The following is a 24505-nucleotide window of genomic DNA, read 5'->3' on the forward strand; positions in this document are numbered from 1 at the left end:
CAACGCCCGGGGAGGTCCGACCCGGGAGTTGTCCACAGCCGTTGACACCCTATGGCCAGCCGCCGGACCATCGACTCGGACAGACCGAACGATCGGTCGCCGTCACGCACCCTCCGGTCCCGGCCGTTCCCTTCTTCTAGAACCTGTTCTATCTTGACGCCCCGTCAGATCACCCGCCCCCGGGCCGAGAGGACAGCACATGGACTTCAGGTTCAGTGAGGAGCAGCAGGCGGCGGTCGAGGCGGCCCTGGCGGTGTTCGGCGGGGTCGCGCCGGACGGAGTGCCCAGTCCGTCGCTGGTCCCGGGTGCCGTCGCGGACGACTTCGACCGGGCCCTGTGGGAGAGGCTCGCCGACGCGGATCTGCTGAGCCTGCTGCTCGACGAGGAGTACGGCGGGGCCGGCCTCGACGCCATCGCCCTGTGCCTCGTACTGCGCGAGTCCGCGAAGGTGCTGGCCAGGGTGCCCCTACTGGAGAGCTGCGCCGCCGCCTCGGCCGTACAGGCCTACGGGGACGCGGAGTTGAAGGGAGAGGTGCTGCGCCGGGCCGGGACCGGCGAACTCGTGCTCACCGTCGCCGCACACGGCCGCACCGGCCACGACCCCGCCGAACTCGCCGTGACCGCGGGACGCGACGGCGACCTGTGGATCCTGGACGGAGTCCAGACGGCGATCCCCTGGGCGCACAACGCCGACTTCGTCCTCGTACCCGCCCGAACCAACGCCGACCGGACCGTCCTCGCCCTGGTCCCCCGCCTCCACGAAGGCGCCCCGCTCGACGGCGTCGCACTCGCCGAGCAGATATCCACCGCCGGTGAGCGGCTCGGCGAACTACGCCTGGAATCAGTGCGGTTGCCGGACCGGTACGTCCTCGACGCCGACGGCGCCTGGCCATGGCTGCGCGATCTGCTGACCGTCGGAACCTGCGCGCTGGCGCTCGGACTGGGTACGGCGGTACTGGGCATGACCAGCGACTACACCAGCAAGCGTGAGCAGTTCGGACATCCGCTGGCCACCTTCCAGGCCGTCGCCGTGCAGGCCGCCGACCGGTACATCGACCTGCGCGCGATGGAGGCCACCCTGTGGCAGGCCGCCTGGCGGGTCGGCACGGGAGCCGGGGGTGCGCTGCCCGTCTCCGGCGATGTCGCCGTCGCCAAGATCTGGGCCTCGGAAGGAGTACGAAGGGTCGTCCAGACCGCACAGCACCTGCACGGCGGTTTCGGCGCCGACACCGACTACCCGCTGCACCGGTACCACGCCTGGGCCAAGTACCTGGAGCTGTCGCTCGGCCCCGCGGCGGCCCACGAGGAGGCACTGGGCGACCTGCTCGCGGCACACCAACTCGGCTGAAGCCCACCGCCGGCCGTCAAGCACCCACTGTTCAGGCGACGAAGCCCGGCGCACCCTCGTCGGTGACGACCGGGCGGCCCGCCGCCTCCCACACCTGCATGCCGCCGTCGACGTTCACGGCGTCGATGCCCTGCTGGACCAGGTAGTTCGTCACCTGGGCCGACCGGCCACCGGAGCGGCAGATCACATTGACCCGGCCGTCCTGCGGTGCCGCCTCGGTCAACTCGCCGTAGCGGGAGACGAATTCACTCATCGGAATGTGCAACGCCCCCTCGGCGTGCCCCGCCTGCCACTCCTCGTCCTCACGGACGTCCAGCAGGAAGTCGCCGTCCTTGAGGTCCGTGACCTCGACCGTGGGCACACCAGATCCAAAACTCATGCCCCGACGATACCCAGGTCACCCCCCGAGCAACGCCGCGAGCTCCTCCTCGCGCTGCGCGACCTGGGCCAGCAGCTGCTCGGCGATCTCCTCCAGGAGACGGTCGGGGTCGTCCGGAGCGAGCTTCAGCATCGCGCCGATCGCGCCCTCCTCCAGCTCACTGGCGACCAGCGTGAGCAGTTCCTTGCGCTGGGAGAGCCATTCGAGGCGGGCGTACAGCTCCTCGCTGTGACTCGGCCGCCACTCCTCGGGCACCGGACCGGCCGCCCACTCCTCGGCCAGCTCCCGCAGCAGCGGCTCGTCGCCCCGCCCGTAGGCGCTGTTGACCCGGGAGATGAACTCGTCGCGCCGCGCCCGCTCCTCCTCGTCCTGCGCCAGGTCCGGGTGGGCCTTGCGGACCAGTTCGCGGTAGAGCTTGCGGGCCTCGTCGCTCGGGCGGACCCGCTGCGGAGGCCGCACCGGCTGCTCGGTGAGCATCGCCGCCGCCTCCGGGAACAGTCCCTCCGAGTCCATCCAGCCGTGGAACAGCTCCTCGACACCGGGCATCGGCATGACCTGCGCCCGCGCCTCCCGCGCCGCCCGTACGTCCTCGGGGTCACCGGTACGCGCGGCCTTCGCCTCGGCGATCTCGGCGTCCAGTTCGTCGAGGCGGGCGTACATCGGGCCGAGCTTCTGGTGGTGCAGCCTGGAGAAGTTCTCGACCTCGATACGGAAGGTCTCGACCGCGATCTCGTACTCGATGAGCGCCTGCTCGGCGACCCGCACGGCCCGCTCCAACCGCTCCTCGGGCCGAGGTCTCTCCGCCGCGCCATCGGCGCTGTCGGCCGCGCCGGACGGCGCCTGCGCGTCAGGGCGCTCCCGCGGCCCGTCGGCTTCGGGCACGGACGAGGACTGATCAGCTTCCGGGGTCGTCACCCGCCCAGCGTAGGCCACGGCTCACACGCCCACCGAGGGTCACCGCAGAGACCCCTGAGGTGACCCCCGAAGTGACCCCACAACCGTCACACACCCATCTCCGCGTCGATCCGCCCCGCCCGCACCCCCGCCACCAGATCCGCGTGGTCCGCCTCCGTACGGTCGGCGTAGGCCATGGCGAAGGTCGCCACCGCCTCGTCCAGCTCGTCGCTCTTGCCGCAGTAGGCGGCGATCAGGCGGGGGTCGGCACTGTGGGCATGGGCGCGGGCCAGGAGGGCGCCCGTCATCCGGCCGTAGTCGTCGATCTGGTCGGCGGACAGGGCGGCCGGGTCGACGCTGCCCTTGCGGTTACGGAACTGCCGTACCTGGAAAGGCAGTCCGTCGACCGTGGTCCAGCCCAGGAGGCTGTCACTGACGACCTGCATGCGCTTCTGCCCGAGCACCACACGGCGCCCCTCGTGCACCGAGCCCGCCGCCTCCACCGGGTCGAAACCGGCCGCGGCCAGATGCGGGACGAGTGCCGAGGGACGGGCCTCCTTCACCTGGAGGACGAGGGCCTCGCCCTTGTGGTCGAGGAGCAGGACGACGTACGACCGCGCCCCCACACTTCCCGTGCCGACGATGCGGAACGCCACGTCGTGCACCGAGTGGCGGGCCAGCAGCGGAAGGCGGTCGTCCGAGAGCGTGCCCACGTACTCCTCCAGGGACGCCGCCACCACCGCGGCCTCCTCGTCCGGCACCCCGCGCAGCACCGGCGGGGCATCCACGAAACGCCGCCCGCCGTCCTCGGTGACCTCCGTCGACCTGGCCGCGAAACGCCCGCTGGTGTTGCCCCGCGCCTTCTCGGAGACCCGCTGCAGCGTGCCGGCCAGGTCCTGGGCGTCCGCGTGGGAGACGAGCTCCTCGTCCGCGATGGCGTTCCACGCGTCCAGCACCGAGAGCTTCGCGAGCAGCCGCATCGTACGGCGGTACGCGCCCACCGCGCCGTGCGCCGCCTTGCGGCAGACGTCCTCGTCCCCGCCCACCTCCCGGCCCGCGAGCACCAGCGAGGCGGCGAGCCTCTTGAGATCCCACTCCCAGGGACCCTGGACCGTCTCGTCGAAGTCGTTCAGATCCATCACCAGGCCGCCACGCGCGTCCCCGTACAGACCGAAGTTGCCCGCGTGGGCGTCGCCGCAGATCTGGGCGCGGATCCTGGTCATCGGGGTACGGGCCAGGTCGTACGCCATCAGGCCCGCCGAACCACGCAGGAAGGCGAACGGGGTGGCCGCCATCCTGCCCACCCTTATCGGGGTCAGCTCGGGGATACGGCCACGGTTGGACTCCCTGACCGCCGTCTCCGCGTCCGGACGGGAACCGTCCGCGCCCGTGTCGAGGGACGCGTGCGCACTGCGCGGAACCTGCCGCCGCAGCGCCTTCCCCTCCTCCTTGGGCGAACCCTCCGTCGGCCACTGGGCGAACCCCGGCACCTGGGGAAGCCTGCGCGCCCGGCTCCGCACCACCGCGACCCCCGCCGACTCCATACCGACCTCGGCCATCGCGACCGCCTCCCCCGCTCCACTCACCGCCGCCAACATCAACTGGCGACGACCGTACAGCCGCACACCGCATCAGGTCAGACCCTGTGGACAAGTCGGGCAACCAGTGGGATGCACTTCATAGTGAGAGAGACCTCACATCTGCCCGACGCACGGGACACGACGCACGAGGACAACGCGAAACGGCCCTCATCGTGATCCCGATGAGGGCCGTTCACCTGTGCGCGAGGGGGGAGTTGAACCCCCACGCCCTTGCGGGCACTGGAACCTGAATCCAGCGCGTCTGCCATTCCGCCACTCGCGCATTTGGTGTGTCCTCAGGCCTTGCTCCCTGCGGGGCTGGGGCCTTCCGACATCGAGAAGATTAGCACGCTGGAGGTGGTGGGTTCACATCCCTTTCCCTCCGCCCCGGACCGCCCCGACCCGCCCCGACCGAGCCGGTCCGGCTGCCACTACGTATCAACACGAGCCGGTTCACGTATCAACCTCGTACCGGTCCAGCCCATCTCCCAAGGAGGCGGGCAAGGTGCACAGTCAGGTGCGGGACACTGGTTTGGCGCCGCCTCTACGATCTGGGTACGGCTGAAGGAGTTCGAAGAGGAGCTTCACAGGGAACTTCGTCAGGCGTCGACACCCGTCGACCGGCCTGACAGGGGGAACCAGCCGATTTCCCGGCGCGTGGATACGATCAGTAAGCAGTACCAAGCAGGGCAGGCAAGGAACGCAAGGCTCAGACAAGAGCAGCAATCTGGAGGAGGTGCCCCATGGGAGTCCTGAAGAAGTTCGAGCAGCGTCTCGAAGGTCTGGTCAACGGCACCTTCGCCAAAGTGTTCAAGTCCGAGGTCCAGCCCGTGGAGATCGCGGGTGCGTTGCAGCGCGAGTGCGACAACAACGCGACCATCTGGAACCGCGACCGGACCGTCGTGCCCAACGACTTCATCGTCGAGCTGAGCGCGCCGGACTTCGAGCGCCTCAGCCCCTACTCCGGACAGCTCGGCGACGAGCTCGCCGGAATGGTGCGGGACTACGCCAAGCAGCAGCGGTACGCCTTCATGGGCAACGTCAAGGTGCACCTGGAGAAGGCCGACGACCTGGACACCGGTCTGTACCGGGTCCGCAGCCGAACGCTGGCCTCCTCCACCAACCAGCAGGCCCCCGGCGGCCCCGGCCCTGGTGCCGCCGCACCCGCGGCCCCGCCGAGGGGCCGGCCCGGCGCGGGCGGTTACGGCTATCCGCCCGCCGCCGCACCGCCCCCGATGCCTGCCGCACCACCGCCCGGCGGACGTCCCGGCGCCGCCCCGACGGGTCCGCCCATGGGACAACGGCCGACAGCGGCCGCGGGCCGGATGCGGGCCTGGGTCGAGATCAACGGCGCCCGTCACCAGATCTCCGGCCCGACCCTGGTGCTGGGCCGCAGTACCGAGGCCGACGTGCGGATCGACGACCCCGGCGTCTCGCGCCGGCACTGTGAGATCCGGCCAGGAACGCCCCCGACGGTCCAGGACCTCGGGTCCACCAACGGCATCGTGGTGGACGGAACGCACACCACCCGCGCTACGCTCCGCGACGGTTCGCGAATCGTCGTGGGCAGCACCACCATCATTTACCGGCAAGCCGAAGGGTGAAGCGGGGGCAATGTCAGAGCTGACCCTCACGGTCATGCGGCTGGGTTTTCTGGCCGTACTGTGGCTGTTCGTGATCGTGGCCGTGCAGGTCATCCGCAGCGATCTGTTCGGTACGCGTGTCACCCAGCGCGGGTCGAGGCGTGACAGCGGCCGCCAGCAGCAGGCGGCCGCCCGACAGGCCGCCGCGCCTCCACAGCAGCGCCAGCAGCAGCCGTCCGGCGGCGGCAGGCAACGCCGGGGCGCCCCCAGTAAACTCGTCGTCTCCGAGGGCACGCTGACGGGCACCACCGTCGCGCTCCAGGGGCAGACGGTCACGCTCGGCCGGGCCCACGACTCGACCATCGTGCTGGACGACGACTACGCCTCCAGCAGGCATGCCAGGATCTATCCGGACCGGGACGGCCAGTGGATCGTCGAGGACCTCGGGTCCACCAACGGCACCTATCTCGACCGGACCCGATTGACGACTCCCACACCGATTCCGCTGGGCGCGCCGATCCGCATCGGCAAGACCGTCATCGAGCTGCGGAAGTAGTGCTGCATCATGAATAGGCGCGAGCGGAGCGAGCACGCAGCGGCGGTCCATGCGAAGGGCCCCGGCGCGCTCCCGACCGGAGGGTGGGCACCGTGCGGATGTACCCGGAGCCGACGGGCGAGGTGCGCATGAGTCTGTCACTGCGCTTCGCCGCCGGATCGCACAAAGGCATGATCCGCGAGGGCAACGAGGACTCCGGCTATGCCGGTCCACGCCTCCTCGCGATCGCCGACGGCATGGGCGGCCAGGCCGCCGGTGAGGTCGCCTCCTCCGAGGTGATCTCCACCATCGTCGCCCTCGACGACGACGTCCCCGGTTCCGACATCCTCACCTCGCTCGGCACCGCCGTGCAGCGGGCCAACGACCAGCTCCGGATGATGGTCGAGGAGGACCCCCAGCTGGAGGGCATGGGCACCACGCTCACCGCCCTCCTGTGGACGGGCCAGCGCCTCGGCCTCGTACACGTGGGCGACTCGCGTGCGTATCTCCTCCGGGACGGCGTCCTCACCCAGATCACGCAGGACCACACCTGGGTGCAGCGCCTCGTCGACGAGGGACGCATCACCGAGGAAGAGGCCACCACCCACCCGCAGCGCTCGCTCCTCATGCGCGCGCTGGGCAGCGGCGACCACGTCGAGCCCGACCTCTCCATCCGTGAGGTCCGAGCCGGCGACCGGTACCTGATCTGCTCCGACGGACTCAGCGGCGTCGTGTCCCACCAGACCATGGAGGACACCCTCGCCAGCTACCAGGGCCCCCAGGAGACCGTGCAGCAGCTCATCGAGCTGGCGCTGCGCGGCGGCGGCCCCGACAACATCACCGTGATCGTCGCCGACGTCCTGGACCTCGACACCGGGGACACCCTCGCCGGGCAGCTGTCCGACGTACCCGTGGTGGTCGGCGCGGTCGCCGAGAACCAGCACAACCTGCACGACGGCGGAGCCATGCAGACGCCCGCCGGACGCGCCTCCGGGCTCGGCCGGCAGCGGCCCGCGCACGGCGGCGGGGGCGGCGAGTTCGGCCCGCCCGGCTCCGGCGACACCACCGGCTACATCCAGACCGGCGGCTTCGGCGGCTACACCGACGACGACTTCGTCAAGCCCAGCGCCGGCCGCAGGTGGTTCAAGAGAACCCTCTACATCACGCTCGCCCTCGCCGTCATCGGCGGCGGCCTGTACGGCGGCTACCGCTGGACACAGACCCAGTACTACGTCGGCGCCAGCGACGAGCACGTCGCGCTGTACCGGGGCATCAGCCAGGACCTCGCCTGGGTGTCGCTCTCGAAGGTCGAGAAGGACCACCCCGAGATCGAACTCAAGTACCTGCCCGCGTACCAGCAGAAGCAGGTCAAGGCCACCATCGCGGAGGGCGGCCTCAAGGACGCCCAGTCGAAGATCTCCGAACTGGCCACCCAGGCCTCCGCATGCAAGAAGCAGGAAGCCCGGCGCGCGGCCGACAACGCGAACAACGCCAAGACCGGCGAGGGCGAGGCAGGAGGCACCACGGGAACCACCCGTACCGCCGCCGCGTCCAAGGCAACGCCGAGCCCGACGCCGTCCGGATCGGCGTCCCCGTCCACAACCGCACCCACTCCCACACCCGGCCCCAGCCTCTCCGAGGATGAGCAGAAGCTGGTCTCGCTGTGCGGTAAGCAGTAGGCAAGCCGTGAGGGGCCACTTCATACGATGAGCAGTACAACCAACGCTTCGCAGCACCACACGTCCACGATCGGCGCGATCGGCACCCCGAGCCGACGCAACACCGAACTGGCACTGCTGGTGTTCGCCGTCGTCATCCCTGTTTTCGCCTACGTCAACGTGGGCCTGGCCCTGAACGACAAGATCCCAGCGGGTCTTCTCAGCTACGGCCTGGGCCTCGGTCTGATCGCCGGCATCGGCCATCTCGTCGTACGCAAGTTCGCCCCGTACGCCGACCCACTGCTGCTGCCCCTGGCCACCCTGCTCAACGGCGTCGGGCTGGTCGTCATCTGGCGGCTGGACCAGTCGAAGAAGCTGCAGCGGCTCAGCGTCTACGTCGAGGCGGCCCCCCGCCAACTGCTGTACTCCGCACTGGGCGTGGCCCTGTTCGTCGCCGTGCTGGTCTTCCTCAAGGACCACCGCATCCTGCAGCGCTACACGTACATCTCCATGGCCGGCGCGCTCGTCCTGCTGGTCCTGCCGCTCGTCCCGGGCCTCGGCTTCGACAACTTCGGCGCCAAGATCTGGATCAAGATCCCCGGCCTGGGCAGCGTCCAGCCAGGCGAGTTCGCGAAGATCGCCCTAGCGGTCTTCTTCGCCGGCTACCTGATGGTGAAGCGCGACGCGCTCGCCCTCGCCAGCCGCCGCTTCATGGGCCTGTACCTGCCTCGCGGCCGCGACCTCGGACCGATCATCGTGGTCTGGATCATCTCGATCCTGATCCTGGTCTTCGAGACCGACCTCGGTACGTCGCTGCTGTTCTTCGGAATGTTCATCATCATGCTGTACGTCGCCACCGAGCGGACCAGCTGGATCGTCTTCGGTCTGCTGATGTCGGCGGCGGGCGCGGTCGGCGTGGCGAGCTTCGAGTCGCACGTCCAGCAGCGCGTCGAGGCCTGGCTCGACCCGAGGAACGAATACATCCTCAGTCTGCAGGGCGTCGAGGGTCACACCATGCAGTCCATGCAGGCCCTGTGGGCCTTCGGCTCCGGCGGCACCCTCGGCACCGGCCTCGGCCAGGGCAACTCCGACCTCATCGGCTTCGCCGCCAACTCCGACTTCATCCTCGCCACCTTCGGCGAGGAACTCGGCCTGGCCGGCATCATGGCGATCCTGCTCATCTACGGCCTGATCGTGGAACGCGGCGTCCGCACCGCCCTAGCCGCCCGCGACCCCTTCGGCAAGCTCCTCGCCATCGGCCTCTCCGGCGCCTTCGCCCTCCAGGTCTTCGTCGTCGCCGGCGGCGTGATGGGTCTGATCCCGCTGACCGGTATGACGATGCCCTTCCTGGCGTACGGCGGTTCCTCCGTCATCGCCAACTGGGCCCTCATCGGCATCCTGCTCAGAATCAGCGACACCGCGCGCCGTCCGGCGCCCGCCCCGGCCCCCAGCCCCGACGCCGAGATGACCCAGGTGGTCCGACCGTGAACAAGCCCCTGCGCCGGATCGCACTCTTCTGTGGGCTCCTCGTGCTCGCCCTGCTCGTCCGCGACAACTGGATCCAGTACGTCCGGGCCGACGACCTCAAGGACGACAAGTACAACCGCCGAGTCGCCATCGAGCGCTACGCAACACCCCGCGGCGACATCATCGTCGACGGCAAGTCGATCACCGGCTCCACCACGTCCGACAGCAGCGACTTCGAGTACAAACGCTCCTACAAGGACGGCCCCATGTGGGCCCCCGTCACGGGCTACGCCTCGCAGGCGTTCGGCGCGACGCAGCTGGAGTCGATCGACGACGGCATCCTCACCGGCAACGACGACCGGCTCTTCTTCCGCAACACCCTCGACATGATCACGGGCAAGAAGAAGCAGGGCGGCAACGTCGTCACCACCCTCAACGCCGCCGCCCAGAAGGCCGCGTACGACGGCCTCAAGGGCCGCGGCAAGGGTGCGGTGGCCGCGATCGACCCGTCCACCGGCGCGATCCTGGCCCTGGCCTCCTTCCCCTCGTACGATCCCTCGACCTTCGCCGGTAACTCGAACAAGGACTCGGAGGCCTGGACGAAGCTTCAGAAGAAGGCCGACCCCGACGAGCCCATGCTCAACCGGGCCCTGCGCGACATCTACCCGCCCGGCTCCACCTTCAAGGTCGTGACGGCGGCGGCAGCCCTCGAGAACGGCCTGTACACGTCAGCTGACGAGAAGACCGACTCGCCGCTCCCGTACACACTGCCGGACACCACGACCGAGCTGAAGAACGAGGGGACCATCCCCTGCAAGAACGCGACCATGCGCGTCGCCCTCCAGTGGTCCTGCAACACCGTCTTCGGGAAGATCGGCGTCGACGTCGGCAAGGACAAGATGCTGGAGGAGGCCAAGAAGTTCGGCTTCAACTCCGAGCAGTTCATCCCGGTCCGCTCCAGCGCCTCCAACTTCCCCGAGAAGATGGACCGGCCGCAGACCGCGCTCAGCTCGATCGGCCAGTTCGAGACGGCCACGACCCCGCTCCAGATGGCCATGGTCGCCTCCGCGATCGCGAACGACGGCAAGCTGATGAAGCCGTACATGGTCGACAAGCTCCAGGCGCCCAACCTCGACGTGCTCGAACAGACCGAGCCCGAGGAGATGAGCGAGCCGCTGACCTCCAAGAACGCCCAGATCCTCCAGTCCATGATGGAGACGGTCGTCAAGGACGGCACCGGCAAGAACGCCCAGATCAGCGGCGTCACCGTCGGCGGCAAGACCGGTACCGCCCAGCACGGCGTCGACAACAGCGAGAAGCCGTACGCCTGGTTCATCTCCTACGCCAAGCTCGCCGACGGCAGCTCACCGGTCGCCGTGGCCGTCGTGGTCCAGGACGAGGACGCCATCCGCGACAACATCTCGGGCGGCGGTCTGGCCGCGCCCATCGCCAAGAGCGTGATGGAGGCGGTCATCAAGAGCAAGCAGTGAGCCCCGTCACGTCCCCTTCGCATCGGTGCACGTTGCGATACCGGTCCGGTATCGGCTGACGGGCTTGGCCAGGTCACACAAATGAACCCGGGTACCGTAGGCCCGGACGGCACACCGCCGGACCACACACAGGTGCGGTCGGGACCGACGGAGAGGGCTGGTAGGAAGCATGGAAGAGCCGCGTCGCCTCGGCGGCCGGTACGAGCTGGGTCACGTGCTCGGCCGTGGTGGCATGGCGGAGGTATACCTCGCACATGACACCCGCCTGGGCCGCACCGTGGCAGTGAAGACGTTGCGCGCCGACCTCGCGCGCGACCCTTCCTTCCAGGCCCGGTTCCGCCGGGAGGCCCAGTCGGCCGCCTCGCTCAACCACCCCGCGATCGTCGCCGTGTACGACACCGGCGAGGACTACATCGACGGGACGTCCATCCCGTACATCGTCATGGAGTACGTGGACGGCTCCACCCTCCGCGAACTCCTCCACTCGGGCCGCAAGCTGCTCCCCGAGCGGACGCTGGAGATGACCATCGGGATCCTCCAGGCATTGGAGTACTCCCACAGAAGCGGCATCGTCCACCGCGACATCAAACCGGCCAACGTGATGCTCACGCGCAACGGCCAGGTCAAGGTCATGGACTTCGGCATCGCCCGTGCGATGGGCGACTCCGGCATGACGATGACGCAGACCTCCGCGGTCATAGGAACAGCCCAGTACCTGTCGCCGGAACAGGCGAAGGGCGAGCAGGTGGACGCGAGGTCCGACCTGTACTCGTCCGGCTGCCTCCTCTACGAACTGCTGACGGTCCGCCCGCCGTTCATCGGGGACTCCCCGGTCGCGGTGGCGTACCAGCATGTACGGGAGGAACCGCAGCCCCCGTCGGTGTTCGACCCCGAGATCACGCCCGAGATGGACGCCATCGTCCTGAAGGCCCTGGTCAAGGACCCGGACTACCGCTACCAGTCCGCCGACGAGATGCGCGCCGACATCGAGGCCTGCCTCGACGGCCAGCCCGTCGCCGCCGCGCACGCCATGAGCTCGGTCGGCTACGGCGGCTACGGCTACCCCGACGACCAGGCCACCACCGCCCTGCGCTCCGACGCCGGCGCGACCACCATGCTTCCGCCGATGAGCCCGGACGACGGCGGCTTCGGCTACGACGACCGCGGGCCCCGACGCCGCCAGCAGAAGAAGTCGAACACCTCGACGATCCTGCTGGCCGTGGCGGGCGCGCTGGTGCTGATCGGAGCGATCCTGATCGGCAAGTGGGTCTTCGACGGGCAGGCTGTCAACGACAGCGCCTTCAAGAATCCCAACTTCGTCGGCCAGACCCAGAACGATGCCAAGAAAGCGGCAGTGAACGTCGAGCTGACACTGACGTTCACGAACAAGGCCTGCGAGGACGAACCCAAGGGCAACATCTGCGATCAGGACCCGAAGGCCGGGGTCGACGTCAAGAAGGGCGACACGATCGCGCTGGTGGTGTCGACCGGGGCGCCGAAGGTGGTCGTGCCGAGCGTGCTCGGCGACAAGGTCGACGACGCCACGAAGACGCTTGAGGGCGACGAATACCAGCTCGACGTCAAGACGGTGAGCAAGGAGTCGCCCGAGGACCCGGGGACCGTCCTGGAACAGTCCCTGAAGGTCGGCGACGAGGTGGAGAAGGGCACGACGATCACCCTCACCGTCGCCAAGGAAGAAGAGAAGTCGACGGTCCCGGACGTCACCGGCCAGGACTGTGACACCGCCAAGCAGCAGATGGAGGCCAACGGCCTCGTCGGCGAGTGCACGGAGATCGAGACCGAGGACGACAACCAGGTCGGCAAGGTCATCGCGACCTCACCGGCGGCCAACACCGAGGCCGACCCTGGATCCAAGGTGACCATCCAGATCGGCAAGAAGGCCGAGGAGCAGAAGACCAAGGTCCCGAACGTCGTCGGACAGACCGTGGGACAGGCCAAGCAGACCCTCCAGGCGGCCGGCTTCACCCAGATCCAGTTCACCCAGGGCAGCGACCAGAGCGACACCGCGTTCGTCACCGCCCAGGACCCGGGCAAGGACACCGAGGTCGACGACCCGGGGAGCACCCAGATCACGCTCCAGAGCGTCGGCTTCGGCAACGGCAACGGCAACAACGGCGACAACGACAACGGCGGCATCTTCGGCTGACCGTTCGTCACGTCAGTGAGCCCCGGTACCTAAAGAGGGTGCCGGGGCTCACTCATATCCATGTACGAAATCCGACCAGAACTTCGTATGCCCGAACTCGTTGGATATGTGAGGAAAACCCGACGAGTTGAGGAGAAACGGAACGTGATCAACGAAACGGCACTTCTGGAGTCGAAGGCGCTCCGCGACAGTGCACTCGAACGTACGGATGTGCTCGACAGGGTGAAGGCACTGTCACTGCTGCCGGACGGGATGCATGTGACGACGGCGATGGTGGCGACCTACTTCGAGGTCGTCGAGACAGTCATCAACAACCTGCTCAATCGTCACCGGCAAGAACTCGAATCAAATGGCCTGCATGTCCTCAGGGGTGCTGACCTGCGGGAATATCAGGAACTCAATGTGAGTTCCTCTTCCGGCAGCTATCCACAGCGACGCTCCAGTCTGGCTCTCTGGTCACGCCGAGCCGTCCTCAACGTCGCCATGCTCCTCCGCGACAGTGCTGTAGCCCGCCAGGTGCGCACGTACCTCCTCGACATGGAGTACCTGGCACGTACGCAGTCCGTGGACAACCCTGTCCACGAAGACACTCTCTCCCTCGACGACCGCATCGACCAACGCATCACCCACATCCTCGGCAAGACCGTCGTCCCCATGTTCAATGCCCTGATCGGAACATCGGGGGAACACCGACAGGAGCTCGTCGCCCTGCGGGCCGGAGTGCAGCGCATCGAGCGACGGCTCCACCAGCACCACACACGGCTGCAGCGGCTCGAAGGGACACGGGACGACAGGCCCGCCATCGGAGTCATGGCCGCCATGGACTCCATGAACGGCCGCACGTTCGAGCACCACATCGCCAAACTGCTGCGTCGCGACGGATGTACGAACGTCGTCGTCCAAGGCGGTCACGGAGACCGGGGCGTCGACATCATCGGGCTCACAGCCGACGGGCGGCGCCTCGTCGTCCAGTGCAAGAGGTTCGCGCCCTACCTCAGCATCACCAGCCCCGACGTCCAGAAGTTCGTCGGCTCGGCCAAGGTGCTGTACAGCGCGGAAGTCGCGCTCTACGTGGCAACGTGCCCCTTCACCCCAGAAGCACTGAGCATCGCATCCGAGACCGGGATCACCGCCGTACACCGCGGGGTACTGGAGGAGTGGAGCACCGGGGAGCCTCTGAAGGTCCTGGAGTAGGCACGGCGTGACGCAAAGGGGCCCGGAGCCGCAAGTCATAGTTGCGGCTCCGGGCCTCCGCCATGCTAGGTGACTGAATTCCTTCGAGGAACTCAGTCAGCGCAACTCCTCCGGCACCGTCCGCTTCGAGTCCACCTTCTCCACCCGCACCAGCTCCCCCCACACGATGTACCGGTACTCCGACGTGAACACCGGCGTGCAGGTCGTCAGGGTGATGTAGCGGCCGGGTTTCCGCTTTCCCGATTCCTTCGGGATCGCGGACAGGACCTGGACGTTGTACTTCGAGGTCTCCGGGAGGGTGTCGTAGACCTTGTAGACGTACCAGTCGTTCTTCGTCTCGAAGACGATCGGGTCGCCCTTCTTCAGCTTGTCGATGTTGTGGAACTTGGCGCCGTGGCCGTCCCGGTGGGCCGCCAGCGTGAAGTTGCCCTGCTTCGCCTGTGGGAGCGCCGACTTGATCGGGTCCACGTAGTAGCCGGCCACGCCGTTGTTCAGGACCTTCGACGACGTGCCCTTCTTGACCAGGACCTCGCCGTTCTTCATCGCCGGGACGTGCAGGAAGCCGATGCCGTCCTTGGTGTCCAGAGCGCCCGGGCCCGTGTTCCCGTCGGCCCAGTGGTCGCGGACCTCGTCGCCCTGCTTGTTCGCCTCACGGTCCGCGACGACATTCGTCCACCAGAGCGAGTACGCGACGAAAAGGCCGAGCACCAGGCCCGCCGTGATGAGGAGTTCGCCGAAAAGGCTCACCACGGTGGCCAGTTTGCCGACCGGCCCCCGCGCGCGGGCCTGCGACGGGGAAACCGGGGCGCCGGCTGTCTGCTCGTCGTGGTCCGTCGTCGCTGCCACTCTTCATCTGCCCTTACTGCACGAGCGCATCCGGCTTGCCCTTGCTGCGCGGCCGTTCCTCGACCATCTTGCCCCACACGATCATCCGGTACTTGCTCGTGAACTCCGGCGTGCATGTCGTGAGGGTGATGTAGCGGCCGGGCTTGGTGAAACCCGAGCCGTTCGGAATCGGGTTCAGCACGCTCGTGTTGCTCGGCGACGTCACCGGCAGGATCGCTTCCATCTTGTAGACGTAGTACTTGTCCTGCGTCTCCACGACGATCGCGTCGCCCTTCTTCAACCGGTTGATGTACCGGAACGGCTCGCCGTGCGTGTTGCGGTGGCCCGCGAGCCCGAAGTTGCCGGTCGCCGCGGACGGCATCGCCGTGGTGAGGCCGCCCTCCGCGTAGTGGCCGACCATGCCCCGGTCCAGCACCTGCTTCTTGCTGGTGCCCTCCGCGATCGGCACCACCACGTCCAGCTTGGGGATGTCGAGGATGGCGAAGCCCTGCCCGGGCTCGAACACCCCCGGCGCGCGCTTCCCGCTCTCCCAGTCCTCCTGGAGGCTGGTCGTCTCGTTCCCGGCCTGCGCGTGCGCCCGTACGTTCGTCCACCACAGCTGGTAGGTCACGAACAGCAACATCAGCACGCCGGTGGTGATGAACACCTCACCGATCGCCCGGCTCGCCATCACCGCCATGCCCGGCTTCTGCGCCCGCGCCGCCTGTCGCGCCGCGACCCGCGAAAGGGGCGCTCCCTCCGCCGCCGTCTCGGCGGCCACACCCTCCGATGCCTCCTGCGGGCCCCCAGGGCGCCCGTGACGGGCCTTGGCGGCCTTCCGGCGCGCTGCGCGCCCACCGGCCACAGAGGGGCCCTCAGAAGCGCCTGTGGCCTCTGTGGCGGCCGAGGCCGCTGATTTCGAGTTCTCGTCGGCTATTCGCGGCGCCTCGGGACGCAGACCGGCAGGCAGGTCCGCGAGCCGCAGCGCCACCGTCTCCTCGTCGACGGGCGGCACGACGACGGTCGGCAGGACGACGGTCGGGGGCGCTTGAGGCGTCACCGGAGGAGCTGCGGGAGGCGCAGCGGGAGACGCGTACGGCGCCTGCTCCTCGTACACCCCCACCTGCCAGTCCTGCGCGTACCCCCGCGAGTCGTACCCCGACTCCGGTCCGGGATCCCGGTGCTCCGCCGCCCCGCGCTCGGCCGAGGCGTCGTAGGGCCGCGCATGGCTGCTCCGCCTCCGACGACCCGGCGCGCGGGGCGGTGGCGCAGGCGGATCGTTCCGCTGCCCCGGCAACGGGTCGCTCAGCGGGTCCGCCAGGCCGTCCACCGCCGCCTCGAACGCGCCGGGCGCCTCGTACGGCTGCTGCTGCCCGTACGAGGTTCCCTGGTCGCCGGTGTCTCCGCCGAAGGCGGCGCCGGACTCGCGCTCGGGGCGCACGGCGGTCACGCCGAGGCCCTGCCCACCACCGGGGCGAGCCCCACAGACCTCGCCACAGCCCCACGGTCACCGCACTCCGTCAACCAGTTGGCCAGCATCAGGTGACCGTGCTCCGTCAGCACCGACTCGGGGTGGAACTGGACCCCCTCGACGGGGAGCTCGCGGTGCCTGAGGCCCATGACGATGCCGTCGTGCGTACGGGCGGTCACCTCGAGCTCGGCCGGGACCGTGTTCGGCTCCGCCGCCAGGGAGTGGTAGCGGGTCGCCGTGAAGGGGCTCGGCAGGCCCGCGAAGACACCCTGTCCCTCGTGTTCCACGAGGGACGTCTTGCCGTGCAGCAACTCGGGCGCCCGGTCCACCACACCGCCGTACGCCACCTGCATCGACTGCATGCCCAGGCAGACACCGAACACCGGCACCCCGGTGGCCGCGCAGTGGCGCACCATCTCGATGCAGACGCCGGCCTCCTCGGGCGTACCCGGACCCGGCGACAGCAGCACACCGTCGAAGCCGTCCTGCGCGTGCGCCGTCGACACCTCGTCGTTGCGCAGCACCTCGCACTCGGCGCCCAGCTGGTACAGGTACTGGACCAGGTTGAAGACGAAGCTGTCGTAGTTGTCGACGACGAGAATCCGTGCGCTCACTGGTCGTTCACCGTCACATCGTTGAAGGGGAGGAGAGGTTCGGCCCACGGGAAGACGTACTGGAAGAGGACGTAGACAACCGCCAGCGCCAGTACGAGGGAGAGCAACGCCTTCACCCACGCGTTCCCTGGCAGATGCCGCCAGATCCAGCCGTACATGCCGTCCCTTCCGTCGCCCACGGCACCCGACTCGCAGCACCGGACTCACGCCGTACCTCACCAGATTAACGGCGCAGCGCCGCAGGTTTCCCGGCCTCCACAGGCTGTGTGGAATCCAGGTGCGCCCAGACGATCAGCCGATGACTGTGTCCCCACTCCGGATCGCACGTGGTCAGCGTGAGGTAACGACCCGAATGCGTGTACCCGCTCTTACGTGGCACAGGATCGATCACCTCAATGTCCGTGGGCACGGTTTTGTAGGGGCCTTTGTCGATCCGATACGTGAACCACGTCGTCCCGTCCGTCAGCACCACCGCGTCCCCACGCCGCAGCCTCGGGAAGTCCTTGAACGGATCGCCGTACGTACGCCGGTGGCCGGCGACCGAGAAGTTGCCCTCCTGGCCGAGCCGCGCGGTGGTGGCGTAGTGGCCGAGGCCCTTCTTCAGGGTGTTCGTCCTCGTGTCTTCGAGCACGGGCTTGTTCCACGTGAAACCGAGCCGCGGGATGTACATGATCGCGAACGGCTTGCCCGGGGTGTAGGGCCCTGGGGACCTCGGGTCGGCCGTCGGGCTCGTGGTGCCGGCGGGGGTGGGCGTCGCCGCCGGCGGCGCCTTCGTCACCGTGTCCTTCGACCACTGTTCCTGCAGCTGGTGGATCTGGTCGTCCATGACGGTGTCGGCCTTCACGCCCGTCCAGAACAGCACGTACACGACGAAGAGCACGATCACCGTGCCCGCCGTGACGCACAGTTCACTGACCGTCCTGATGATCACGCGCCCCGACACAGGCCCCCCAGCGGTGAGCTACCGGCTGCTTCAGCTGCTGTCCCAGCTACTCCACAGGCTTCGCGTAGTGCAGGTCCACTGTGCCCGAGTAGCCGGGCAGAGTCACCGTCCCGTCCTCGTCGACCTGCCAGCCGAGCCCGTAGACGTTGACGTACACCATGTAGTTCTGGATCGCCTTGGACGCCGTGAGCGCGCTCCTCAGCTTCTCCGGGTCACCGATCGCGGTGATCTTGTACGGGGGTGAGTAGACGCGACCCTGGAGGATCAGGGTGTTGCCCACACAACGCACCGCGCTGGTGGAGATCAGGCGCTGGTCCATGACCTTGATGCCCTTGGCCCCGCCCTGCCACAGGGCGTTCACCACGGCCTGCAGATCCTGCTGGTGGATGACCAGATAGTCGGGCTGCGGCTCGGGATAGCCGGGGAGCTTCGCGGTAGCGTTCGGCGGAGCGTCGTTGAGGGTGACGGTGAGTGCCTCGCCCTTGAGCTTCTGGGTGCCCGCCGCCTTCTCCAGCGCCGCCAGCTTGGCGTCCTCGGCCTCGGTACTGCCGTCGTCGCGCTCGGCGAGCGCCTCGACGTCGTCGCGCAGGGCCGCGAGGGACTCGTCGAGCCGGCCGTTCTTGTGGCTGCGGTCCTGGATGAGGTCCGAGAGCTTCAGCAGAGAGGCGTCCGTGCGGATGTTCGTGCCCTTGGCCGTGTCGAAGCTCGTGAAGAAAATCAGCCCCGCGAGGGCGAAGACCCCCACGGTGAGCACCCGTACCGGGCGGAATCGGCGGTTACGGGCGGGACTGGCATCCGTCCCGGGAGAGTCGGCAGAATTGCTCAACGTACCCTTATCTCCTTCGGCGCCGCGGAAGCACTACGCTAACGGACGCCCGGGGGAGCACTAAGTGTCCCCTTGTACGCTGCCCCGGAGCCCCACCCAGTTCCCTGCGCGGCCACGCAGCGCATCGACAGGAGAGACCCTCGTGCCGAAGTCACGTATCCGCAAGAAGGCCGACTACACGCCGCCGCCCGCCAAGCAGGCGACGGCCATCAAACTGAACAGCCGCGGCTGGGTCGCACCGGTCATGCTGGCCATGTTCCTCATCGGCCTGGCCTGGATCGTTCTGTTCTATGTGACCGACGGCAAGCTGCCGATCGACGCACTGGACAACTGGAACATCGTGGTGGGCTTCGGCTTCATCGCAGCCGGATTCGGTGTCTCCACGCAGTGGAAGTAGGGGCTCTGCCCAGGGCTTTCCACTGAGTTATCCACAGCCAGGCAGTATTTCCACACCCCGCCTGGGGAAAAGACGACGATCTGTGGATAACTCATCGAGTGTTGACGCTGGTACGACTGACACACCGGCAATCGCAAGCTTGTTCGCCCCCTGCCTGACCTGGGAAAACTCCGGTCGGTGACAGGGGGCACAGCTGTTCCCGCACACTGTGCACAGGTAGCGCCACTGACTGTGGACAACAGGCACTCAGTGACAGGCGGGGAGGGCGGGACGGCCGCTAGAGGAGCTGGCCCGTGCGGATCAGGGTCATGACGACCACCGCGACCAGGACCACCCCACAGACGCCGTACTGGACGAGAGACCGGCGCTCGCGCGGGGCGTGGACCATGGCGTAGCCGATGACGACACCGGCGACCAGGCCACCGATGTGGGCCTGCCAGGCGATGTTGCTCATCCCGAAGGTGAAGATGAGGTTGATCACCAGCAGCGCGAGGATCGGCCGCATGTCGTAGTTGAGGCGGCGCATCAGGACGGCGGTCGCGCCGAAGAGTCCGAAGATGGCACCCGAGGCTCCGAGCGAGGGCTGGTTCGGGGCCTCGATCAGATACGTCAGCGCACTGCCCGCGAGGCCGGAGACCAGGTACAGCGAGAGGTAGCGGGCGCGGCCGAGGGCGGCTTCCAGGGGGCCGCCGATCCACCACAGGCTGAACATGTTGAAGATGATGTGCATCGGGCTGCCGTGCAGGAACATCGACGTCAGCAGCCGGTACCACTGCCCCTCCGCGACGCCCTCAACCGAGCCGAGGCCCTCGTAGTAGGCGCTGCCGATGAGTTCGAAGCGTTGCGTGAAGTTGTCGCCGATCGACAGCTGGAGCATGTAGGCGGCGACGTTGAGGCCGATCAGGATCTTGGTGAGGAGCCGGGGATCGGCCGTGATGGTGCCACCGGCGAGGGTGCGAGGGGTGGTCGCGTTCGGCGCGTGTCCCGTACCGGAGCCGTTGCGCACGCAGTCCGGGCACTGGAAGCCGACGGAGGCGCTGACCATGCACTCGGGGCAGATCGGGCGTTCGCAGCGGGTGCAGCGGATGCCTGTCTCACGGTCCGGGTGGCGGTAGCAGGTGGGCAGGCTCTGGGCGTCCTGCGGGCCCTGCGGGCTGCCTGGCGCCTGATCCATGGGGTCCCCAATTCCGTCGATCCGTCGTCGTATGCAATGCACCGCCCCGCCCATCCATACGGATGGGCGGGGCGTTTGGTTCCCTGCGTGTTTCCCTGTTTGTTCCCTGTCGGGATCACGTGGATTCCCGAGGGAAAGAGCCTGTGGGAGGGCTCTCGGGTCTCAGCCCTCGCGGGTCTCGACGACGACCGACTCGATGACGACGTCGTTGACCGGGCGGTCGGTGCGCGGGTTGGTCGACGTGGTCGCGATGGCGTCCACGATCTTCTGGCTGGCCGCGTCGGTGACCTCGCCGAAGATGCTGTGCTTGCGGGTCAGCCAGTCCGTCGGGGAGACGGTGATGAAGAACTGAGAGCCGTTGGTGCCCGGTCCGGCGTTGGCCATGGCCAGCAGGTAGGGCTTGTCGAAGCGGAGGTCCGGGTGGAACTCGTCCTCGAACTGGTAGCCGGGGCCGCCGGTGCCGTTGCCGAGGGGGTCGCCGCCCTGGATCATGAAGCCGCTGATCACCCGGTGGAAGACCGTGCCGTCGTAGAGCTTGTCCGTGGACTTCTCACCCGTCTCCGGGTTGGTCCACTCCCGCTCACCGGTGGCGAGTTCGACAAAGTTCCGGACCGTCTTGGGCGCGTGGTTCGGCAGGAGCCGGACTTCGATGTCGCCTTGGTTGGTCTTCAGGGTGGCGTAGAGCTGCTCAGCCACGATCTGCCTTCCGTTGTCCTCTTGTGACTCCCAGATCCTCGCACGGTCCACGCCGTGCGTCGCTCGGCGCCCTCCTCCGGGCGAAAATCCGGCACTTTCGCTTGCTCCGGAGAAAACCGGTCGAGTAGGCACGGGACGGGGGCACTGCGCCGCGATCCGTGGCATTGTCGACGACAAGCTCCCGATGCCCTGTATTCATCGCTATTGCATGTGATCGTCATCAGCTGTCACATGTGATCGGTTCGGTGCCGGCAGTCCCGTGTGATCGGCCGTCCATGACCCGGATGCCTGCCCTCACATGCCTCACGGCGTATTGCCGGGCATGATCCGTAAAAGGGTGGAGAGTCGATAACCGTACGCCACCGAGGAGGAGGATCCCGTGACCCGCATTGAAAGCGTGCGCGCCGCTACCGGCTCGGCGAAGGACAGCGTCCTGCACGCCGCGGACGTGGTGGCGCCCTACGCCGACACAGCCAAGGACAGGGCCACCCAGTACGCACACGAGGCACGCGTACGGCTTGCGCCCAAGGTGTCCCAGGCTGCGGAACAGGCCCGTGTCCAGTACGGCGCGCACCTCGCGCCGCGGCTGGAGCAGGCCCGTACGCATGTGCCGCCGAAGGTCGACCATGCTGCCCATGAAGCCGCCGTCCGCACCGCCAAGGCCGCCCGTCAGGCCGCCGACTACACCGCGCCGCGCGTGGAGCGCGCGGTCGCGGCGGCCGGACCCGTACGAGAGGAGGCGGCCGCGCGCGGTGCCGCGGCACTGGCCGCGCTGCGCGGTCAGGTCACACCTCAGGAGATCAGGAAGCTGGCCCGCAAGCACCAGCGGCGGGCCCGGACCGGCCGGCTCGCCAAGAGGCTGGCCGTGGTGGGCATCGTGGCCGGCGGTGTCTTCGCCGCGTGGAAGTGGTGGGACAAGCAGGCCAACCCCGACTGGCTGGTCGAGCCGCCCGCCGCGACCGAGGTGCCGGAGACAGGCCGTCTGACGTCCGTGGACGGAACCGGTCACTCGGTCCTGGATCCCGAGGTCCAGGCGAAGGAGGCCGAGTCCGACGCGGTGGAGGACGACGAGAACCACCGCTGACGATTCATGCGTGGTGTCATTTGTGCGATCACTGTGGGGCGGGAGGCTTTCAGGCTTCCCGCCCCACAGCGATGTTTCACGTGAAACGTGACGGGGCGGTGTTTCACGTGAAACATCGTCGGCGGTGATCGTCCGGCGAGATCGTCTCGTCAGGAGACAGCCAGTCGTGTGCTCGCCCTCAGAGCGCCGATGCCCGTCAGGGCCGGTGCCCGGCGGACGGTACGGCGGGCGGGCTTGTTCCGGTCGGCCGCGAAGACGAACAGGCGCAGAACCAGAAAGCGGCCTGTGCCGGCGAGGCCGGAAGCGCTGAGGTAGACGATCTGCTCGGTCAGCATGCCCGGCGATGACTGGACCAGGTGCAGGGCGAACATCGCGACGCAGGTGACGACGTAGGCGGCGGTGGCCGAGCCCGCCGACTGCCAGTGCTGGCGCCATCCGGCGCGCCTGCCGGCCCCGAAGGTGAAGCGGGCGTGGAGTTCGGTGCACAGGATGGTCGAGGCGACCGTGATCAGCGCGTTGGCCAGCACCCAGGGCATTGTCGCGGCCAGCAGCGCGACGGCGCCGCTGGAGAGGAGCCCGACGCCGCCGCCGCACAGGACGAACCGGGCGAAGGAGGCGAGCGGCCCGGGAGTGGCCTCGCCGGTTGCCCCCGTTGGCCCGGACGCCTTCGTGCACAGTGCCGCGCCGGTCGTCATGGGCTTCGACGGGAGCAGCGACTTCACGGCGGTTTCCTTACGGGCGGTGGGCTGTGAACCTCTGTGGATCACTGGGGATCAACCGGGTTCAACGATGCCGTCGCACGCTCATGGAAACGATGACGTGGACTCCCCAACCGGGGGTGTAGCTACCCCCACCCCCGGGGTCCGGGAAGCGCTACCGGGCCGCACGGCAGCCGCCCGTGCCTACGGCCGCAGCGTCGCCCTTGACCGCTCCGGGAAGAGGGCCGGCAGGACACGGCCGACAGCTTCTACATGACCGTAGAAACGGCAGCGGAGACAACGCGAAGCAACAAGGTGGCCCAGCTCATCGCCACGAACGCGCTCCTGCAGAACTTCCCCGCGACGGGAAACAGGGCGCGGCAGGGGCCGCCGTACGGCGGCTGGTCGCTCTGCGCACCGGATCAAGGCCTCGCACCGCACACGGCAAGCACGGGTCACCAAGGGGACCCCGTGTTGCGAAAAAATGCCCTCCGGACCGCGTTTCCGCAGTTCAGAGGGCATTTTAAGTGTGGAGCCTAGGGGAGTCGAACCCCTGACATCTGCCATGCAAAGACAGCGCTCTACCAACTGAGCTAAGGCCCCGAATGGATGGCGTCCGCCCAGAACAACCAGGTACTGGTTGGCGCCGACGACCAGAGTACCGGGTCATCCCCCGTATCTCGCAAAAGGATTGGGGGTCCCCGTGAACGACCACTCTCCGTAAGATGCTCGTCGTGGTTCGCTACAGCGAACCGCGGTATTTGGGGAAGCGATGGGGAGACGCAATGGATGCCGCACAGCAAGAAGCCACCGCAAGAGCGCGGGAGCTTCAGCGGAACTGGTACGGGGAGCCGCTGGGGGCGCTCTTCCGTAAGCTCATCGACGATCTTGGACTCAACCAGGCTCGTCTCGCGGGGGTACTGGGGCTGTCCGCGCCGATGCTGTCACAGCTCATGAGCGGCCAGCGGGCCAAGATCGGCAACCCGGCAGTGGTGCAGCGCGTGCAGTTGCTGCAGGATCTGGCCGGTCAGGTCGCGGACGGCAGCGTGAGCGCGGCCGAGGCGACCGAACGGATGGACGAGATCAAGAAGTCCCAGGGGGGATCGGTGCTGAGCAACACCGCGCAGTCGACGACGAGTTCGGGGGCGCCCACGGTCAAGAGGGTGGTCCGCGAGATCCAGTCGCTGCTGCGCTCGGTGTCCGCCGCCGGCGACATCATCGACGCGGCGGACACTCTCGCCCCGACCCACCCGGAACTGGCAGAGTTCCTCCGGGTGTACGGCGCGGGCCGCACCTCTGACGCCGTGACGCACTACCAGTCCCACCAGAACTGAGCCGCCGGCCCGGCCGCCGATCGGGGGTTCGGCGGCCGGGCTACGGCTCAGGGGTACAAAACGTGGCAGGCGCACGGGATCAGGCTTGGACAGGCGAAGGAACGCGGGCCACGAGAGGAACCGGGGGACGACGAGCAGGTAGGGAAAC

The 24505-nt window shown here is 68.1% G+C and carries 23 protein-coding genes and 2 tRNA genes; 11 read left to right on the forward strand and 14 right to left on the reverse strand.

Going from position 1 to position 24505, the window contains the following annotated elements:
* Nucleotides 1-199: 199 nt before the first annotated feature.
* A complete protein-coding gene (locus tag OHN74_RS21390) occupies nucleotides 200-1348 on the forward strand; it encodes an acyl-CoA dehydrogenase family protein (RefSeq protein ID WP_327696173.1) in 1149 nt (382 codons plus the stop codon).
* A gap of 31 nt (nucleotides 1349-1379) precedes the next feature.
* Here OHN74_RS21390 and OHN74_RS21395 read toward each other — a convergent pair whose 3' ends face one another.
* The 4 genes from OHN74_RS21395 to OHN74_RS21410 all read right to left on the reverse strand — a co-directional run bounded on the left by OHN74_RS21395 (nucleotide 1380) and on the right by OHN74_RS21410 (nucleotide 4484).
* On the reverse strand, nucleotides 1380-1709 hold the full coding sequence (locus tag OHN74_RS21395; RefSeq protein ID WP_327700217.1) for a rhodanese-like domain-containing protein: 330 nt from the start codon (nucleotides 1707-1709) through the stop codon (nucleotides 1380-1382).
* Nucleotides 1710-1745: 36 nt separating this feature from the next.
* Complete coding sequence (locus tag OHN74_RS21400) at nucleotides 1746-2642, reverse strand: hypothetical protein (RefSeq protein ID WP_327696174.1); 897 nt, start codon at nucleotides 2640-2642, stop codon at nucleotides 1746-1748.
* Nucleotides 2643-2728: 86 nt separating this feature from the next.
* Nucleotides 2729-4180 (reverse strand): DUF2252 domain-containing protein, encoded by a 1452-nt coding sequence (locus OHN74_RS21405; protein WP_327700218.1) that lies wholly within the window; start codon nucleotides 4178-4180, stop codon nucleotides 2729-2731.
* Nucleotides 4181-4401: 221 nt separating this feature from the next.
* A tRNA-Leu gene (locus OHN74_RS21410) sits at nucleotides 4402-4484 on the reverse strand.
* 460 nt (nucleotides 4485-4944) lie between these two features.
* On the opposite strand from OHN74_RS21410, the gene OHN74_RS21415 reads away from it, so the two are divergent.
* The 7 genes from OHN74_RS21415 (at nucleotide 4945) to OHN74_RS21445 (ending at nucleotide 14295) form a co-directional block, all read left to right on the forward strand.
* The gene (locus OHN74_RS21415; protein ID WP_327696175.1) at nucleotides 4945-5805 is read left to right on the forward strand and encodes a DUF3662 and FHA domain-containing protein; all 861 of its coding nucleotides are present in this window, start codon (nucleotides 4945-4947) and stop codon (nucleotides 5803-5805) included.
* Nucleotides 5806-5815: 10 nt separating this feature from the next.
* Entirely contained in the window at nucleotides 5816-6340 is a 525-nt protein-coding gene (locus tag OHN74_RS21420; RefSeq protein WP_164315837.1) for an FHA domain-containing protein FhaB/FipA, read from the forward strand.
* Between the two features lie 98 nt (nucleotides 6341-6438).
* The gene (locus OHN74_RS21425; protein ID WP_327700219.1) at nucleotides 6439-7998 is read left to right on the forward strand and encodes a Stp1/IreP family PP2C-type Ser/Thr phosphatase; all 1560 of its coding nucleotides are present in this window, start codon (nucleotides 6439-6441) and stop codon (nucleotides 7996-7998) included.
* Nucleotides 7999-8025: 27 nt separating this feature from the next.
* The gene (locus OHN74_RS21430; protein ID WP_327696176.1) at nucleotides 8026-9465 is read left to right on the forward strand and encodes an FtsW/RodA/SpoVE family cell cycle protein; all 1440 of its coding nucleotides are present in this window, start codon (nucleotides 8026-8028) and stop codon (nucleotides 9463-9465) included.
* Nucleotides 9462-10934, forward strand: coding sequence for a peptidoglycan D,D-transpeptidase FtsI family protein (locus OHN74_RS21435; RefSeq protein WP_327696178.1), 1473 nt, complete (start codon nucleotides 9462-9464; stop codon nucleotides 10932-10934). Before OHN74_RS21430 ends, OHN74_RS21435 begins: the two co-directional genes overlap by 4 nt.
* Before the next feature lie 169 nt (nucleotides 10935-11103).
* Nucleotides 11104-13101 carry a Stk1 family PASTA domain-containing Ser/Thr kinase gene (gene pknB / locus OHN74_RS21440; protein WP_327696179.1) on the forward strand — a complete coding sequence of 666 codons (1998 nt, stop codon included), beginning with the start codon at nucleotides 11104-11106 and terminating at the stop codon, nucleotides 13099-13101.
* A 144-nt stretch (nucleotides 13102-13245) separates the two neighbouring features.
* Nucleotides 13246-14295: a restriction endonuclease gene (locus OHN74_RS21445; protein WP_327696180.1), complete on the forward strand. Its 1050-nt coding sequence runs from the start codon at nucleotides 13246-13248 to the stop codon at nucleotides 14293-14295.
* Nucleotides 14296-14391: 96 nt separating this feature from the next.
* On the opposite strand, the gene OHN74_RS21450 is transcribed toward OHN74_RS21445, so the two are convergent.
* Genes OHN74_RS21450 through OHN74_RS21475 form a run of 6 tightly spaced genes read right to left on the reverse strand, consistent with a single transcriptional unit; the run spans nucleotide 14392 to nucleotide 18974 of the window.
* The gene (locus OHN74_RS21450; RefSeq protein WP_327696181.1) at nucleotides 14392-15141 is read right to left on the reverse strand and encodes a class E sortase; all 750 of its coding nucleotides are present in this window, start codon (nucleotides 15139-15141) and stop codon (nucleotides 14392-14394) included.
* Nucleotides 15142-15154: 13 nt separating this feature from the next.
* Nucleotides 15155-16570, reverse strand: coding sequence for a class E sortase (locus OHN74_RS21455; protein WP_327696182.1), 1416 nt, complete (start codon nucleotides 16568-16570; stop codon nucleotides 15155-15157).
* The gene (locus OHN74_RS21460; RefSeq protein WP_327696183.1) at nucleotides 16567-17205 is read right to left on the reverse strand and encodes an aminodeoxychorismate/anthranilate synthase component II; all 639 of its coding nucleotides are present in this window, start codon (nucleotides 17203-17205) and stop codon (nucleotides 16567-16569) included. Before OHN74_RS21460 ends, OHN74_RS21455 begins: the two co-directional genes overlap by 4 nt.
* Complete coding sequence (locus OHN74_RS21465) at nucleotides 17202-17384, reverse strand: hypothetical protein (protein ID WP_198539328.1); 183 nt, start codon at nucleotides 17382-17384, stop codon at nucleotides 17202-17204. Before OHN74_RS21465 ends, OHN74_RS21460 begins: the two co-directional genes overlap by 4 nt.
* Nucleotides 17385-17428: 44 nt before the next feature.
* The gene (locus OHN74_RS21470) at nucleotides 17429-18148 is read right to left on the reverse strand and encodes a class E sortase (RefSeq protein ID WP_327696184.1); all 720 of its coding nucleotides are present in this window, start codon (nucleotides 18146-18148) and stop codon (nucleotides 17429-17431) included.
* Between the two features lie 46 nt (nucleotides 18149-18194).
* Nucleotides 18195-18974 carry a DUF881 domain-containing protein gene (locus OHN74_RS21475; protein WP_327696185.1) on the reverse strand — a complete coding sequence of 260 codons (780 nt, stop codon included), beginning with the start codon at nucleotides 18972-18974 and terminating at the stop codon, nucleotides 18195-18197.
* Between the two features lie 142 nt (nucleotides 18975-19116).
* Between OHN74_RS21475 and crgA the strand changes: the two genes are divergently transcribed.
* Nucleotides 19117-19371 carry a cell division protein CrgA gene (gene crgA, locus OHN74_RS21480; protein ID WP_055528140.1) on the forward strand — a complete coding sequence of 85 codons (255 nt, stop codon included), beginning with the start codon at nucleotides 19117-19119 and terminating at the stop codon, nucleotides 19369-19371.
* Nucleotides 19372-19648: 277 nt separating this feature from the next.
* Here the strand turns inward: crgA and OHN74_RS21485 are convergent, their stop codons facing one another.
* Both OHN74_RS21485 and OHN74_RS21490 read right to left on the reverse strand, forming a co-directional pair.
* Nucleotides 19649-20545 carry a rhomboid family intramembrane serine protease gene (locus OHN74_RS21485; RefSeq protein ID WP_327696187.1) on the reverse strand — a complete coding sequence of 299 codons (897 nt, stop codon included), beginning with the start codon at nucleotides 20543-20545 and terminating at the stop codon, nucleotides 19649-19651.
* 162 nt (nucleotides 20546-20707) lie between these two features.
* Nucleotides 20708-21241: a peptidylprolyl isomerase gene (locus OHN74_RS21490; protein ID WP_327696188.1), complete on the reverse strand. Its 534-nt coding sequence runs from the start codon at nucleotides 21239-21241 to the stop codon at nucleotides 20708-20710.
* Nucleotides 21242-21620: 379 nt separating this feature from the next.
* Between OHN74_RS21490 and OHN74_RS21495 the strand changes: the two genes are divergently transcribed.
* Nucleotides 21621-22325 carry a DUF5324 family protein gene (locus OHN74_RS21495; protein WP_327696189.1) on the forward strand — a complete coding sequence of 235 codons (705 nt, stop codon included), beginning with the start codon at nucleotides 21621-21623 and terminating at the stop codon, nucleotides 22323-22325.
* Nucleotides 22326-22474: 149 nt separating this feature from the next.
* On the opposite strand, the gene OHN74_RS21500 is transcribed toward OHN74_RS21495, so the two are convergent.
* Both OHN74_RS21500 and OHN74_RS21505 read right to left on the reverse strand, forming a co-directional pair.
* Nucleotides 22475-23047, reverse strand: coding sequence for a hypothetical protein (locus OHN74_RS21500; RefSeq protein ID WP_443060424.1), 573 nt, complete (start codon nucleotides 23045-23047; stop codon nucleotides 22475-22477).
* A gap of 506 nt (nucleotides 23048-23553) precedes the next feature.
* Nucleotides 23554-23626 (reverse strand) — tRNA-Ala (locus tag OHN74_RS21505).
* A gap of 182 nt (nucleotides 23627-23808) precedes the next feature.
* On the opposite strand from OHN74_RS21505, the gene OHN74_RS21510 reads away from it, so the two are divergent.
* The gene (locus OHN74_RS21510) at nucleotides 23809-24357 is read left to right on the forward strand and encodes a helix-turn-helix domain-containing protein (RefSeq protein ID WP_327696190.1); all 549 of its coding nucleotides are present in this window, start codon (nucleotides 23809-23811) and stop codon (nucleotides 24355-24357) included.
* Nucleotides 24358-24505: the final 148 nt, after the last annotated feature.

Source organism: Streptomyces sp. NBC_00459, from assembly GCF_036013955.1.
Lineage (GTDB): Bacteria > Actinomycetota > Actinomycetes > Streptomycetales > Streptomycetaceae > Streptomyces.